Consider the following 13,540-nt stretch of genomic DNA (forward strand, 5'->3'; position numbering starts at 1 on the left):
ATCGATCAGCTCAAGAAGATCCATATCAGCGGAGAGTTGGACATTCTGGAAACGCCGCGCTGGTACACCAGGCTAGCCAAGAAGGACTACACCATCGGGCTGAACATCACCGGCGTGTCCGTTGACGATCCCGATGCCAATATCGTCGAGAATTACTCCTGCAATTCGGAGCGCAATTACACGCAATACTGCAATGCGGAGGTCGACCGTCTGCTTCCCGCGCAATCGCGTGAACTCGACAGGGGAAAGCGCGAGAAGATCGTGTGGGAGATCGAGCGCCTCTTGGCCGAAGACGCCGCGCGGCCAAGCATCGTGTGGGGCGCGGCCGGCAATTGCTGGCAGCCCTATGTGAGGGGCTATAAGCCGCACGACAACAGCCTGTACAATAATCTGCGCTTCGAGGGCGTCTGGCTGGACAAGTGAACGCCGAAGTTCGGCCGGGCGCAACGCAGCAGAAAAGCGACCCTCATGGTGAGGAGCGCCGAAGGCGCGTCCTCGAACCATGAGGCCTACCCGCGGCCCGTCCTTCGAGACGCTTGCTTCGCAAGCTCCTCAGGACGAGGACGTACTCGTGGCTGCACTAATTACGACTGCCGCTGCCACTGCGACTGTCCGGGACGCCCGGCCTGTTCGACCTTGACCGCGACTGTCAGCGTCTCGGTGCCGCCGCCGTAGCGGGTGCCGCGAACGGGCGCGGCGCCGAGATAATCGAGGCCGACCGCGACGCGGACATGCGCATCGCTGGTGCAGATGCCATTGGCCGGGTCGAAGCCGACCCAGCCGAGATCGGGCACGAAGGCTTCCGCCCAGGCATGTCCGGCAACCTGGTTCACCATGCCGTCCGCGCGCAGGAAATGGCCGGACACGAACCGCGCGGGCACGCCGGCGGTGCGCGCGCAGGCAATGAAGATATGCGCATAGTCCTGGCAGACGCCGCGCTTGAGCCCGAACGCTTCGGCGGCGGACGTGCCGCTGTGGGTCGGGTCCTCGTCGAAGGTCATGTGCTCGTTGACCTGCGTCATCAACGTGTGCAGGAAGCCGAGGGCATCGCTCTCGGCCTCGGCGCGCAGCTCGCGCGCGAAGGTCGCCATTGCCGGGTTGACTTCGGTCAGCGTCGTCGAACGGAGGAACAGGCCCGGCGGAAACCGCTCGTCGGTGCCGCGCACCACGCCGCCGGTGTCGTGGGTCTCGATCAGCCCTTCCGCGGTGATCGTGATGTCGTCAAGGGGTCCGCAAGACAGCACATGCGTGATGTTGCCAAATGCATCCTCATGCGCGTCGAGCCGCGTGTCCGCCGAGACGTCGATCTGCCATTCCGCCACGTATTGCCCGTCATGGCTGCCGGGCGTCATGCGCAGCACCTGGATAATGCTGGTTGCCGCCGGTTGGTAGCGGTAGCTCGTAATGTGGGTGACTCGCAGGCGCATGGTGCCGTTAGATCAGATACTGCTTGGTGATGATCTCGCCGAGCCTGAAGTTGTCGGCGATGAACTCCTGGATGAACTCGTGCACGCCGTGCTGGAAGATGTCGTTCATGTTGGAGTGCTCGAGCCGATTACGGATGCCGCGGGCGTGGCGCTGTGCCGGGCCCTGGCGGCCGTAGGCGACGCCGATCTGGTCGAGGTTGCGCACGAGGTTGCCATAGCAGCTTGCCAGTGATCGCGGCAAGGCGTCGTTGAGAATCAGAAGGTCCGCGATCAGCCAGGGCTTCAGGGTCTCGCGATAGACCCAGTGATAGGCGGTCAGCGCCGAGACCGAGCGCAGGATGGAACTCCACTGGTAGAAGTCGAGCGGGCCGCCGACGTGCTCCTCTTCCGGCAGCAGCACGTGATATTTGACATCAAGGATGCGCGCGGTGTTGTCGGCGCGCTCGAGATGAACGCCCATGCGCGAGAACCAGTAGGCGTCGTTGCGCAGCATGGTGCGGTAGGCGGAGCCGTCGAAGCGCAGCGAGGTCTCCTGCACGAAGCGCAGGAACTTGGCGAGATCGTCCCGCGACAAAGTACCCTTGCTCCAGACTTCCTGCAGCTCGATCCAGGCGCCGTTGATGGTGTCCCACATCTCGGATGTCAGCGCCGTGCGGACCGAACGCGCGTTCAGCCGCGCGGCCTCGATGCAGTTCCTGATAGAGGACGGATTGGTCGGCGAGAACGACAGATATTCGATGACGTTGTGCTCGTTGGCTTCCTGATAGTGCTCATAGAAGCTCGCGGCGGCCCCCGCGGTGAGCAGCGCCGAGTCCCATTCGTTGGTCTTGCCGATATAGGCGGCGGGGAGCGCCGTGACGCGCAGCGTCGCGTCGATGGTGCGGGCGAGATATTCCGCCCGTTCGACGTAGCGGGCCAGCCAGTACAGGTTTTCGGCGGTACGCGACAGCATCGGCTCTTACTCGTCCAGTATCCACGTGTCCTTGGTGCCGCCGCCCTGGCTCGAATTAACCACCAGCGAGCCTTCCTTCAGCGCGACGCGGGTCAACCCGCCCGGCACGATGGTGGTACGCTTGCTGCCGGTCAGCACGAAGGGGCGCAGATCGACGTGGCGCGGCGCCAGCCCCTTGGCGGTGCAGGTCGGACAGGTCGACAGCGCCAGCGTCGGTTGGGCGATGAACCCTTCCGGCTCGCGCTTCAGCTTGTCGCGGAACGCCTCGATGGTCGCTCTCGTCGCGGCCGGTCCGATCAGCATGCCGTAGCCGCCGGAGCCGTGGACCTCCTTCACCACGAGTTCGTCGAGGTGATCGAGCACGTAGGCGAGGTCCTTCGGCTCGCGGCAGCGCCAGGTCTGCACGTTCTTCAGGATCGGCTCTTCGCCAAGATAGAACTTCACGATGTCAGGCATGTAGGAATAGATCGCCTTGTCGTCGGCAATGCCGGTGCCGACCGCGTTCGCGAGGGTGACATTGCCGGCGGCGTAGGCCGACATCAGCCCGGGGACGCCGAGCGCCGAGTCCGGGCGGAAGGTGAGGGGATCGATGAAGTCGTCGTCCACGCGGCGGTAGATGACGTCGACCTGTTTTAGACCTTCGGTGGTGCGCATGAACACCTCGTCGTTCTTGACGATGAGGTCGCGCCCCTCGACGACCTCGATGCCGAGCTTGTCGGCGAGGAAGGTGTGCTCGTAATAGGCGGAGTTGTAGACGCCGGGCGTCAGCAGTGCGACCGTCGGCTCCGCCGAGGCGCTCTGGGGCGCGACCGATCGCAGGGCGGCGAGCAGTTCGTCCGGGTACTGCTCGACCGGCGCGATCCTGTGGCGGGCGAACAGGTCCGGAAACAGCCGCATCATGATCTCGCGGTTTTCCAGCATGTAGGAGACGCCGGAGGGCGTCCGCGCATTGTCCTCCAGCACGATGAAGTCGGCGGCATCGACCCGCACGATATCGATGCCGGCGATGTGGACGTAGACATCGTGCGGCACGTGCTGGCCGTTCATTTCGGGGCGGAAGACCGGATTCTGGAAGATCAGGTCGTCCGGGACCACCTCGGCACTCAGGATCTCGCGGCCGTGATAGATGTCGCGCAGGAACATGTTGAGCGCGCGCACCCGCTGCTTCAAGCCCTTCTCCAGGATGGTCCATTCCCTGCCGGACAGGATGCGCGGGATCACGTCGAAGGGAATGAGCCTTTCCTGGGCTTCGGCGTCGCCATAGACTGCGAAGGTGATGCCGATGCGGCGGAACAGGAGCTCCGCCTCCTGGCGGCGATACTCAAGGGCCTCGGGGGGCGTCTCATTAAGCCAGCGCGAGAGCTCCTGATAGGCTGGGCGAAGCTCTCCGCCAGGGCCGTTCATTTCATCGAACGCAGCTGCCATATAACCTGACTTCTTACGAGCCCATGCGAAAGAGTGCATGACTCGAAGGGATGGTAGCAAGGCCCGGGCCAGCGGGATATGCATTGTGGAGCGGCATTTGGTGTGGACGGTCGCGCCGCTGCCTGAAAAAATGGCGGATGCCTGCTTAAATGGACGGCAGCCAAGTCTAAGGGACAGGTGAGGTTGAAACTGATGACTGAAATCGTCACGGCGGGTCTTCTGGTGATCGGGGACGAGATCCTGTCCGGCCGAACCAAAGACAAGAACATCGGCTTTATCGCCGAATACCTCACCAATATCGGTATCGACCTGAAGGAGGTCCGGGTCGTGGCGGACGACGAGACCGACATCGTCGACGCCTTGAACGCCTTGCGGCAGCGGTACACCTACGTCTTTACCACCGGCGGTATCGGGCCGACCCATGACGACATCACGGCCGACAGCGTGGCAAAGGCGTTCGGGGTCGGGATCGACCACCACCCCGAAGTAGTGGCGCGCTTTCGCGAACGCTGGGCCGAGCAGGACTTGAATGACGCGCGGCTGCGCATGGCGCGCATCCCGGACGGTGCCGAGCTGATTCAGAGCGCGACCATCCTCGCGCCGGGATTCAAGATCGGGAACGTCATCGTGATGGCCGGGGTGCCGTCCATCATGCAGGCGATGATGGACATCGTGTCGCCCAAGCTGAAGTCCGGCGTCCGCATGCTGTCGGAGACCGTGCGCGCCAACGCCCGGGAGGGAGATATTGGCGGCCCGTTGCGCGACATCGCCAATGCCCACCCCGAGACCATGATCGGCAGCTACCCCTTCATCGACGAGGACAAGAAGCCGAACACCAACCTGGTGGTGCGTTCGCGCGATCCGGACAAGCTTGCCGCCGCCATGGCCGCGGTGAAGGAGATGCTGACGCGATTGAACGTCGCCCATTAGCAGTGATCGGGGAGTGCGGGAGTACGCGATGGTCGACAACAAGCCGGAACTCGGCGCGCAGGAACGGGCCGGCAGGCCGTTTCCCGTATCATGGGATCGGTTCCACCAGGATTGCCGGGCGCTGACCTGGCGGCTGAACGAGATCGGCCCGTTCAAGGCGGTGGTCGCCATCACCCGCGGTGGACTGGTGCCCGCGGCTATCGTGGCGCGCGAGCTCGGTGTGCGCGTCATCGATACCGTCTGCATCTCGAGCTACGAGCACACCACGCAGGGCGAACTGCGGGTTCTGAAGGGCGTTTGCGATGATGTGGCGAGGCTGGGTCAGGGCACCGGAAAGGATCTTCTGATCGTCGACGATCTCGTCGACACCGGCAAGACCGCGCGGCTGGTGCGCGATATGCTCCCTGATGCGCATTTCGCCACTGTCTACGCCAAGCCGCAGGGCAGGCCGCTGGTCGACACCTTCATCACGGAAGTGTCGCAGGACACCTGGATCTTCTTCCCCTGGGACACCGCGCTATCCTATCACCCGCCGCTCCGGGACGGCGCGGCGTAAAGTTCTCCGTCATTGCGAGGAGCGAAGCGACGAAGCAATCCAAGTATGGTTCGGCGAAAGCGGCTTTGGATTGCTTCGCTTCGCTCGCAATGACGCGTTGGGGCATCTCATGCCGCTGCAAAATCGCGTCACGCCGACCGGCGACATCATTGCGACACCGCATCGCGGGATGTTCACGGGCAATCGTGGCATCATCCACGATCCCGCGACCAGGACGCTTCTGAAGAAGCGCTGGTCCAGCCCCGCCTGGCTCACCTGCGTGTGCGAATTCCGCGGCCGCCGGCGCAAGGTGATGGGCACACGAAGCTGGACCGAACTGTTCTTCCTGGACGAAGCGACGGCGCTGGCGGCCGGGCACCGTCCGTGCTTCTTCTGCCGGCGCGAGGATGCGAAACGATTCTGCGCGGCATGGGAGAGGGGCAATCGCGTGCAAGGCATTCGCGCACACGAGATCGACGCGGTGCTGCATCATGAGCGGCTCGATCGCGGCAGGAAGCGGCTGCATCCGTTGCCGGTCGAGCTTGCTCGCTTGCCCGACGGCGCCATGGTGCAGCAGGGGGCAGACGGCTTCCTCATCGCGCAGGGCAGGGCGCTGTTATGGTCGCCCGGCGGCTACGCCCAAGCGGACCATGCGCTCGATCACGCCATGCTGCTGACGCCGCCCTCGACCCTGCGGGCGATCATGGCAGGCTATCAGCCCCTGCTGCATCCTAGTGCTCTGCAACTCCAATAACGATAGCTTTGATCGGAACGGTCGTTTGATGTCCGCCGCATGCTCGGTCTGCCCTCTCCCCCGCTTGCGGGGGAGAGCTGGAGGGGGCGAGCGACAGGAACCGCTCGTGGGGCTGCCCCCACCCTGACCCTCCCACGCAAGCGGGAGAGGGAACGGAGCGGTGCACGTTGCTGTAGGGCTGCGCAACGTCTACGCAAGCGTCACTGCACGCAGGGCGCTTACCCCAGCTTCTGCCGCGCCAGCGCTGCGCCGGCGCCGAGCGCGACCAGCTTGGCTTCGGAGATTTCACGCCGCATCGGGGCCATGCCGCAATTGGTGGTGGCCATGATGTTGCTCTTCGGCACGAATTGCAAAACGTCCTCAATCACCTTGACCACGTCTTCGGCAGTCTCGACCGTGTCGCTGGCGACATCGATCACGCCGGCCTGTACGATCTTGCCCTTGAGCAGCGCGAGCAGCTCCAGCGGCACCTTGGAATTGCGGCATTCCACCGCGACCTGCTGGATCGAGCTGGCGTCAATCGCCGGGAAGATCTGTTCATACTGTCGCCATTGCGCGCCCAGCGTTTCCTTCCAGTCGGTGTTGGCCTTGATGCCGTAGCCGTAGCAGATGTGCACGGCGGTCGAGCAGGTCAGCCCTTCGGCGGCGCGTTCGAGCGCCTTGATGCCCCAGTCGTTGACCTCGTCCATGTAGACGTTGAAGGCTGGCTCATCGAACTGGATCAGGTCGACGCCGTCGGCCTGCAACGCCTTGGCTTCCTCGTTGAGCAGTTCGGCAAACGCAAACGCCATCTTCACCCGGTCGCCGTAATAGCGGTCGGCGATGGTGTCGATGATGGTCATCGGACCGGGCAGGGTGAATTTCAGTGCTCGCGCGGTGTGGGTTCGGGCGATGCGGGCCTCGTCCGCGTGGACCCGGCCCTTGAGGGTGAGAGGGGCCACCACCTGCGGCACCATCGCCTTGTAGCGCTCTTTTCGGATTCCCATCTCGACCTTGTGGGCGAAGTCGATGCCTTCGATCTTCTCAAGGAAGCCGTGCACGAAATGCTGGCGCGACTGCTCGCCCTCGGTGACGATGTCGATGCCGGCATCTTCCTGCAGCTTCAACACCAGCAGCGTCGCATCGCGCTTGGCGCGCGCAAGCTCGGCGCCTTGCGACTTCCAGGGCGCCCACAGCATGTTGGGCTCGGCCAGCCATTCCGGCTTCGGCAGGGATCCAGCGATGGTCGTTGGAAACAGCATGGGGCGCTCCCGGTCGGTTGAGATTTGCGTCACTGTCTGCCATGTCTTAACGTCGAGGTACAGAACAACAAACGTCGTCCCGCGCGGGACGATTCGAGCAGGGAAGGCCCATGATCGACCTCTATTACGCGCCGACGCCGAACGGCTGGAAAATCTCGATCATGCTGGAGGAACTCGGCCTGCCTTACAAGGTCGTCAACGTCAACATCCGCGCCGGCGAACAGTTTCGCCCTGAGTTTCTCGCGATCAGTCCGAACAACCGCATTCCCGCCATCGTCGATCACGAGCCCGCCGACGGCGGCGAGCGGTTCTCCGTGTTCGAGACCGGCGCGATCCTGATTTATCTCGCCGAGAAAACCGGCCGCTTTTTGCCCCAGGATCTTCGCGGCCGCTCCAGGGTGGTCCAGTGGGTGATGTGGCAGATGGCGGGCTTAGGTCCCATGCTCGGCCAGCACGGCCACTTCGCGCTCTATGCGGCGGAGAAGATTCCGTACGCGATCGCGCGCTATCGCGACGAGGCGGCGCGACTCTTCGGCGTGCTCGACGGGCAGCTCGGCAAGACCGGAGCCTATGTAGGAGGCGACGACTATTCGATCGCCGACATCGCCTGCTTTCCCTGGACAATGACCCACAAGGCCCAGGGCTTCACCCTCGACGACTATCCGAATATCAAGCGCTGGTACGCGCAGGTGCGCGCCCGGCCGCAGGTTCAGGCGGGTCTTGCCATCGGCAAGTTCGTCAAGGAGCCGTTCGATGAGGAATCGCGACGGAATATGTTCGGTGAACGTGCCAAGGAACTGCTAAGGCAAAACTAACCGATCGTCATTCCGGGATGCGCCGAAAGGCGCAGGCCCGGAATCCATAACCCCAGGCCGTGGTTATGGATTCCGGGCTCGCGACTGCGCCGCGCCCCGGAATGACGGGAGACGTTGATAGGCTGCGCCACTAAGTACAAGGAAACGCCATGATCGAATTCTTCTTCGACTGTTCCAGCCCCTGGACCTATCTCGCCTTCCATAACATCCAGCCTTTGGCGAAGGAGTTGGGCGCGGAGATTTCGTGGCGGCCCATCCTGGTCGGCGGCATTTTCAACACCGTCAATCCGAGCGTCTACGCGCAGCGCGAGAAGCCGGTGCCGCTGAAGGCCCGGTACATGCTCAAGGATCTTTCCGACTGGGCGCGCTCGTCGGGCCTTGCGATCAAGATGCCGCCCACCGTGTTCCCGGTAAATAGCGTCAAAGCGATGCGCGGCTGCATCTGGTTTGGCAAGGACATGGTGCCGTTTGCCCGCGCCGTGTTCGAGGCCTATTGGGGCGAGGACAAGGACATCTCGCAGGACGCCGTCCTCGCCGAGATCTGCCGGAACGTCGGCGTCGATCCTGAAAAATTCCTTGCCGGCATTTCGGATCAGGCGATCAAGGACCAGCTCAAGGCCAACACGGAGGAGCTTGTGGCGCGCGGCGGCTTCGGCTCGCCGACGATCTTCGTCGAGAAGACCGACATGTATTTCGGCAACGACCGGCTGCCGCTGATCCGCGAGGCCCTGCAGCGCCGCAAAGCGAGCGCGGCCTGATGGTGCGCGCCGTCGTTTGCCGCGAGCTCGGGCCGCCCGAGAAATTGCGGCTGGAAGAATTCCCGTCACGGCGGCTCAAGGCGGGCGAGGTGCGCGTCGCCATTCGCGCCGCGGGCATCAATTTTCCCGACATTCTGATGGTGGCTGGCGAATATCAGCTCAAGCCGGAGCTGCCCTTCACCCCGGGAGTCGAAGCGGCGGGAGAAGTGATCGAGGTCGATGCGGCTGCGCAAGGCGTTGCGGTCGGAGACAGGATCATCGTCAAGATGCGCTATGGCGCCTATGCCGACGAGGCCGTGGTTGCGAGTTCACAGCTCACGCCCATGCCGTCGACCTTCGACTTTGCGGAAGGAGCGACCTTTCTCGCCGGCCATGGCACCGCCTATCACGCGCTGGTCGACCGCGGACAGTTGCAGCCGGGCGAGGTGTTGCTGGTCCATGGCGCGGGCGGCGGCGTCGGGCTCGCCGCGGTCGAGATGGGCAAGCTGCTGGGGGCGACCGTGATCGCGGCCGCTTCGTCCGAGGAAAAGCTGGCGGTGGCGAAGGCGAGGGGCGCCGATCATCTGGTGCTGTATTCGCGCGAGCCGTTCCGTGACGCCGTCAAGCGTGTCACCGACGGCCGCGGCGCCGACGTCGTGTTCGATCCGGTCGGCGGCGAGGTTTTCGAGAACAGCCTGCGCTGCATCGCCTGGGGCGCGCGCATCCTGGTGATCGGCTTCACCGGCGGCATCGGGATCGCCCGCACCAACCTGATCCTGATCAAGGGCGCGAGCGTAGTCGGCGTGCGCGCCGGCGAGGCGACGCGAAAGAATCCCGCGCTCGGTCCGGCGCGCCAGAAGGCGCTGATGGCGTGGGCCGAGGCTGGCAAGATCCGCCCCAACGTCTCGCACCGCCTGCCGCTCGAAGATTATGCGAAAGCCATGCGGCTCCTGATCGAGCGCAAGGCCATCGGCCGCGTCGCGCTGATGATGAGTTGAAATCGTCTTTGCGGGCCAACGGGTCGGCGCGAAGCGCCGCTCGATGACAGGCTCCGCGAAGCAATCCAGCACTGCTTCAGCGAACTGGATTGCTTCGTCGCTCGCGCTCCTCGCAGTGACGAGATCCGGTTACTTGTACTCCCGGTCCTGCCACCATGGAAAATAGTCAGGCATATCGCTCGATACCTTGTCCTTGAACACGGCCGGCCGCTTCTCCAGGAACGACACCACGCCTTCCTTGACGTCGCCGGAACGGCCGCGTGCGTATATGCCGCGGCTGTCCACCTTGTGGGCTTCCATCGGGTCGTCGGCGCCCAGCATGCGCCACATCATCTGCCGGATCAGCGCGATCGACACCGGCGCGGTTTTCGCGGCGAACTCCTTGGCGAGCGCGCGTGCCGTCGGCAGCAACTGCTCGGGGGGCACCACTCTGCTGACGAGCCGTCCCGCCAGCGCTTCCTGCGCGGGGAACACGCGGCCGGTGTAACACCACTCCAGTGCCTGCGCGATGCCGACGATGCGCGGCAGGAACCAGCTCGAGGCGGCTTCCGGCACGATGCCGCGCTGGGAGAACACGAACCCGAAGCGCGCCGCTTCCGAGGCAATGCGGACGTCCATCGCAAGCTGCATGGTGACACCGATGCCGACCGCGGGTCCGTTCACCGCGGCGATCACCGGCTTTAGGCACTTGAAAATGCGCAGCGTGACCTGGCCGCCGCCGTCGCGCACCTGCGGATCGCTGTAGTCGACCTGGCCGGCAAGGCGTCGCACCGCCCCACGGCGGGCGTCGCGGTCGAAGGTGTCGGCGCCGGTGGAGAGGTCGGCACCCGCGCAGAACGCACGGCCCTCGCCGGTGACGATGATGGCGCGGACGCCGTCGTCCTTGTCGGCGCGCTCGAACGCGTCGATCAGCTCCTGCTGCATGGCGGTGTTGAAGGCGTTGAGCTTGTCGGGCCGGTTCAGCGTGATCGTGAGGATCTGCTCGGCGACCTCGTATTTGATCGTCTCATACGCCATGGATGGTTTCCTTCCCTGTTACCCTGAAATTCAGCGTTTGAAGGGCCGTTATGCACGGCCGTCGCCGTCCGTCTTGCGCGGACTGGGCACACGGCGGCGCCTTCCTGGTTATCTGGCCGGCACGCTGGGCCAGGACCGTTGCGCGCCGCGCAGGCCTTCGAAGGCCTTGGCCACGCCGAGCACGCCGATGTCGTCGAAGCGGCGCCCGACGATCTGTACGCCGATCGGAAAGCCCTTCGCATCGTAGCCGCCATTGATCGAGATCGCCGGATTCTCCGACATATTCCATGGCACGGTAAAGCAGATGTGCTCGAACGGCTTATCCGGATCATTGATGGGCGCGGCGAGGTCGGCCGCGAAGTTCACGACCGGCGAGGTCGGCGAAATGACATAGTCCATCTCGCAGAACAGCTTCGCCGCGGCGGCGCGGATCGCCATGGTCTGGTTGAAGCCGCGGATGACCTCGACGCCCGACAGCTTCGCGCCGCGCTCCGCCCACTGGCGGATATAGGGCAGCGCCTTGCCGCGCTGTTCCGGGTCAAGCTTCTCGAAATCGTCCCACATCCTGGCGCGCCAGAAATTGTCGAGCCCGTCGAGCATTTCACGGGTCAGGATGCCCTTGACCTCGGTCACGACGGCGCCGGCAGATTCGAAGGCCTTGGCGGCCTTGACCGCGACTTCGTGCACGGGCTTCTCCGCATCCTGGCCGACGCCGGCATTCAGCATCAAGCCGATCCGCAGCTTGCGTGGGGATTTTTCCAACCCCTTCCAGTTGATGTTGTCGGGCGGCAGGCTCATCCCGTCGCGCCGGTCCGGCTTGGACAAGACGCTCATCATCAGCGCGTTATCGTCGACCGTGCGCGTGATCGGGCCGGCGACGCGGCCGACATAAGGCGGATCGATGGGCACCCGCCCGAGGCTCGGCTTGAGCCCGACGAGGCCGCACCAGCCGGCGGGCAGGCGTACCGAGCCGCCGATATCGGTGCCGAGATGAAGGGGACCGTAACCGGCCGCACCCGCCGCGCCGGCGCCGGCGCTGGAGCCGCCGGGATTCTTGGAGACGTCCCAGGGATTGCGCGTCAGCGCATGGAAGCTCGACAGTCCCGACGACAGCATGCCGTAATCGGGCATCGTGGTCTTGGAGAAGATGATGGCGCCGGCTTCGCGCAGGCGCGCGGCCGGCGGCGCATCCGCAGACGCGGGCACCAGCTTGACGCTGGCCGCGCCGAGCGGCATCGGCACGCCCTTGGTCGCAATGTTCTCCTTGATGGTGACAGGAACGCCGTCGAGCGGGCCGGACGACTCGCCGCTGGTCCAGCGATCGGTCGAAGCCTTGGCGGCCTGCCGCGCGCCGTCGGCGTCGAAGGCGTAGAGCGCCTTGATGTGCGGCTCCCACCTGGCGACGTGCGTCAGCACGTCTTCCAGCACCTCGCTGGGCGAGAACTGCCTGGTGCGATAGCCTGCAATCAGGTCGACGGCGGAAAGGTCGTGCAGTGAGGTGACGCCTTGTTCGGGACGGGTCTTAGACATTTGCGGCGGCCGGCATGCGGGTTTCGATGATACGGGCGAACATGCTGGCGCCGACGGGCAGGATCTTGTCGTCGAGCACGTAGCCTGGATTGTGCACGGGGACCGAGCCTTCGTGCCCGATCCAGAAATACGCGCCGGGTATCGCCTGAAGCATGTCGGCAAAATCCTCGCTGCCCATCTTCGGCTGAGTGCGGGTGAAGACTTTCTTCGGATCGACGACCGTGCGCGCCACTTCCTCCACCACCCTGGACTGCTCTTCCTGGTTGACCAGCACGCTGAACGTGTCGCGGATGTCGACGTCGATCTCGCAGTCGAAAGCGGTGGCGACACCGGCGCAGATCGCCCGCATGCGTTCGCGGATCAGTGCGCGCACCTCGTCGGAGAAGGCGCGCACAGTTCCGCCGAGTTTCGCTTCGCCCGGAATGACGTTGTAGGCCGAGCCGGCATGGATCTGGGTGATCGACACCACCGCCGCCTGCAGCGGGTCGACGTTGCGGCTGACGATGGTCTGCAGCGCCTTGCCGAGCGTCATCGCGATCACGACCGCGTCCTTGGAGCGCTCCGGCATGGCGCCGTGCGCGCCATAGCCGTTGATGGTGATGTCGAAGAAATCCGCGCCTGCCATCGCGGGGCCGGGCAGGATCGCAATCTCGCCGTGATTGAGGTCGGGTGCGTTGTGCAGCCCGTACAGCTCGTCGCAGGGAAATTTCTCGAACAAGCCGTCCTTGATCATCGCGCGCGCGCCGCCGAGGCCTTCCTCGGCCGGCTGGAAAATGAAGTGAACGGTGCCGTCGAAGTTGCGGGTTTCGGCAAGATAGCGCGCCGTGCCCAGCAGCATGGTGGTGTGGCCGTCGTGGCCGCAGCCGTGGAAGCGCCCGGGAATGGTCGAGCGCCATTTCAGGTTGGTGTTCTCTTCCATCGGCAGCGCGTCCATGTCGGCACGCAGGCCGATGCGCCTCGTCCCGTTGCCCTTGCCCTTGAGCACGCCGACGATGCCCGTGCCGCCAAGACCGCGGTGCACCTCGACGCCCCAGCTCTTGAGCTTGTCGGCGACGATGCCGGAGGTGCGGACCTCCTGAAATCCGATCTCGGGATGGGCGTGCAGGTCGCGCCTGATGGCGGTGAGTTCGTCGGCGAAGCCTTCGATACGTTCGAGCGTGGGCATCGTTCCTGAATCCG

At 64.5% G+C, this 13,540-nt stretch carries 13 protein-coding genes and 1 pseudogene; 7 read left to right on the forward strand and 7 right to left on the reverse strand.

Annotated elements, in window-relative coordinates:
• Positions 1–423, forward strand: a pseudogene (locus HY852_RS21790) (peptide ABC transporter substrate-binding protein); the annotation flags it as partial.
• A 161-nt stretch (positions 424–584) separates the two neighbouring features.
• On the opposite strand, the gene HY852_RS21795 reads toward HY852_RS21790, so the two are convergent.
• From HY852_RS21795 to HY852_RS21805, 3 genes are read right to left on the reverse strand one after another with little or no spacing between them, the layout of a single operon-like run.
• Positions 585–1,427 (reverse strand): transglutaminase family protein, encoded by an 843-nt coding sequence (locus tag HY852_RS21795; RefSeq protein ID WP_291606957.1) that lies wholly within the window; start codon positions 1,425–1,427, stop codon positions 585–587.
• Between the two features lie 7 nt (positions 1,428–1,434).
• Entirely contained in the window at positions 1,435–2,379 is a 945-nt protein-coding gene (locus HY852_RS21800; protein WP_291606958.1) for an alpha-E domain-containing protein, read from the reverse strand.
• A 6-nt stretch (positions 2,380–2,385) separates the two neighbouring features.
• A complete protein-coding gene (locus HY852_RS21805) occupies positions 2,386–3,804 on the reverse strand; it encodes a circularly permuted type 2 ATP-grasp protein (RefSeq protein ID WP_291606959.1) in 1,419 nt (472 codons plus the stop codon).
• Between the two features lie 192 nt (positions 3,805–3,996).
• Between HY852_RS21805 and HY852_RS21810 the strand changes: the two genes are divergently transcribed.
• From HY852_RS21810 to HY852_RS21820, 3 genes are all read left to right on the forward strand, one after another.
• Positions 3,997–4,734, forward strand: coding sequence for a molybdopterin-binding protein (locus tag HY852_RS21810; RefSeq protein WP_291606960.1), 738 nt, complete (start codon positions 3,997–3,999; stop codon positions 4,732–4,734).
• Positions 4,735–4,762: 28 nt separating this feature from the next.
• Positions 4,763–5,290, forward strand: a complete 528-nt coding sequence (gpt, locus tag HY852_RS21815; RefSeq protein ID WP_291606961.1) for a xanthine phosphoribosyltransferase — start codon at positions 4,763–4,765, stop codon at positions 5,288–5,290.
• Between the two features lie 109 nt (positions 5,291–5,399).
• Entirely contained in the window at positions 5,400–6,023 is a 624-nt protein-coding gene (locus HY852_RS21820) for a hypothetical protein (protein ID WP_291606962.1), read from the forward strand.
• Positions 6,024–6,241: 218 nt separating this feature from the next.
• Here the strand turns inward: HY852_RS21820 and HY852_RS21825 are convergent, their stop codons facing one another.
• On the reverse strand, positions 6,242–7,264 hold the full coding sequence (locus HY852_RS21825; protein WP_291606963.1) for a methionine synthase: 1,023 nt from the start codon (positions 7,262–7,264) through the stop codon (positions 6,242–6,244).
• A 110-nt stretch (positions 7,265–7,374) separates the two neighbouring features.
• Here HY852_RS21825 and HY852_RS21830 point away from each other — a divergent pair, with 110 nt between their 5' ends.
• From HY852_RS21830 to HY852_RS21840, 3 genes are all read left to right on the forward strand, one after another.
• Positions 7,375–8,079 carry a glutathione binding-like protein gene (locus HY852_RS21830; protein WP_291606964.1) on the forward strand — a complete coding sequence of 235 codons (705 nt, stop codon included), beginning with the start codon at positions 7,375–7,377 and terminating at the stop codon, positions 8,077–8,079.
• 149 nt (positions 8,080–8,228) lie between these two features.
• Entirely contained in the window at positions 8,229–8,837 is a 609-nt protein-coding gene (locus HY852_RS21835; protein ID WP_291606965.1) for a 2-hydroxychromene-2-carboxylate isomerase, read from the forward strand.
• Positions 8,837–9,814: an NADPH:quinone oxidoreductase family protein gene (locus tag HY852_RS21840; protein ID WP_291606966.1), complete on the forward strand. Its 978-nt coding sequence runs from the start codon at positions 8,837–8,839 to the stop codon at positions 9,812–9,814. Before HY852_RS21835 ends, HY852_RS21840 begins: the two co-directional genes overlap by 1 nt.
• A 129-nt stretch (positions 9,815–9,943) precedes the next feature.
• On the opposite strand, the gene HY852_RS21845 is transcribed toward HY852_RS21840, so the two are convergent.
• From HY852_RS21845 to HY852_RS21855, 3 genes are all read right to left on the reverse strand, one after another.
• On the reverse strand, positions 9,944–10,831 hold the full coding sequence (locus tag HY852_RS21845; protein WP_291606967.1) for a crotonase/enoyl-CoA hydratase family protein: 888 nt from the start codon (positions 10,829–10,831) through the stop codon (positions 9,944–9,946).
• Between the two features lie 108 nt (positions 10,832–10,939).
• The gene (locus tag HY852_RS21850; protein ID WP_291606968.1) at positions 10,940–12,361 is read right to left on the reverse strand and encodes an amidase; all 1,422 of its coding nucleotides are present in this window, start codon (positions 12,359–12,361) and stop codon (positions 10,940–10,942) included.
• Complete coding sequence (locus HY852_RS21855; RefSeq protein WP_291606969.1) at positions 12,354–13,526, reverse strand: M20 aminoacylase family protein; 1,173 nt, start codon at positions 13,524–13,526, stop codon at positions 12,354–12,356. Before HY852_RS21855 ends, HY852_RS21850 begins: the two co-directional genes overlap by 8 nt.
• Positions 13,527–13,540 lie beyond the last annotated feature (14 nt).

The organism is Bradyrhizobium sp., assembly GCF_016213215.1.
Taxonomy (GTDB): domain Bacteria; phylum Pseudomonadota; class Alphaproteobacteria; order Rhizobiales; family Xanthobacteraceae; genus Bradyrhizobium.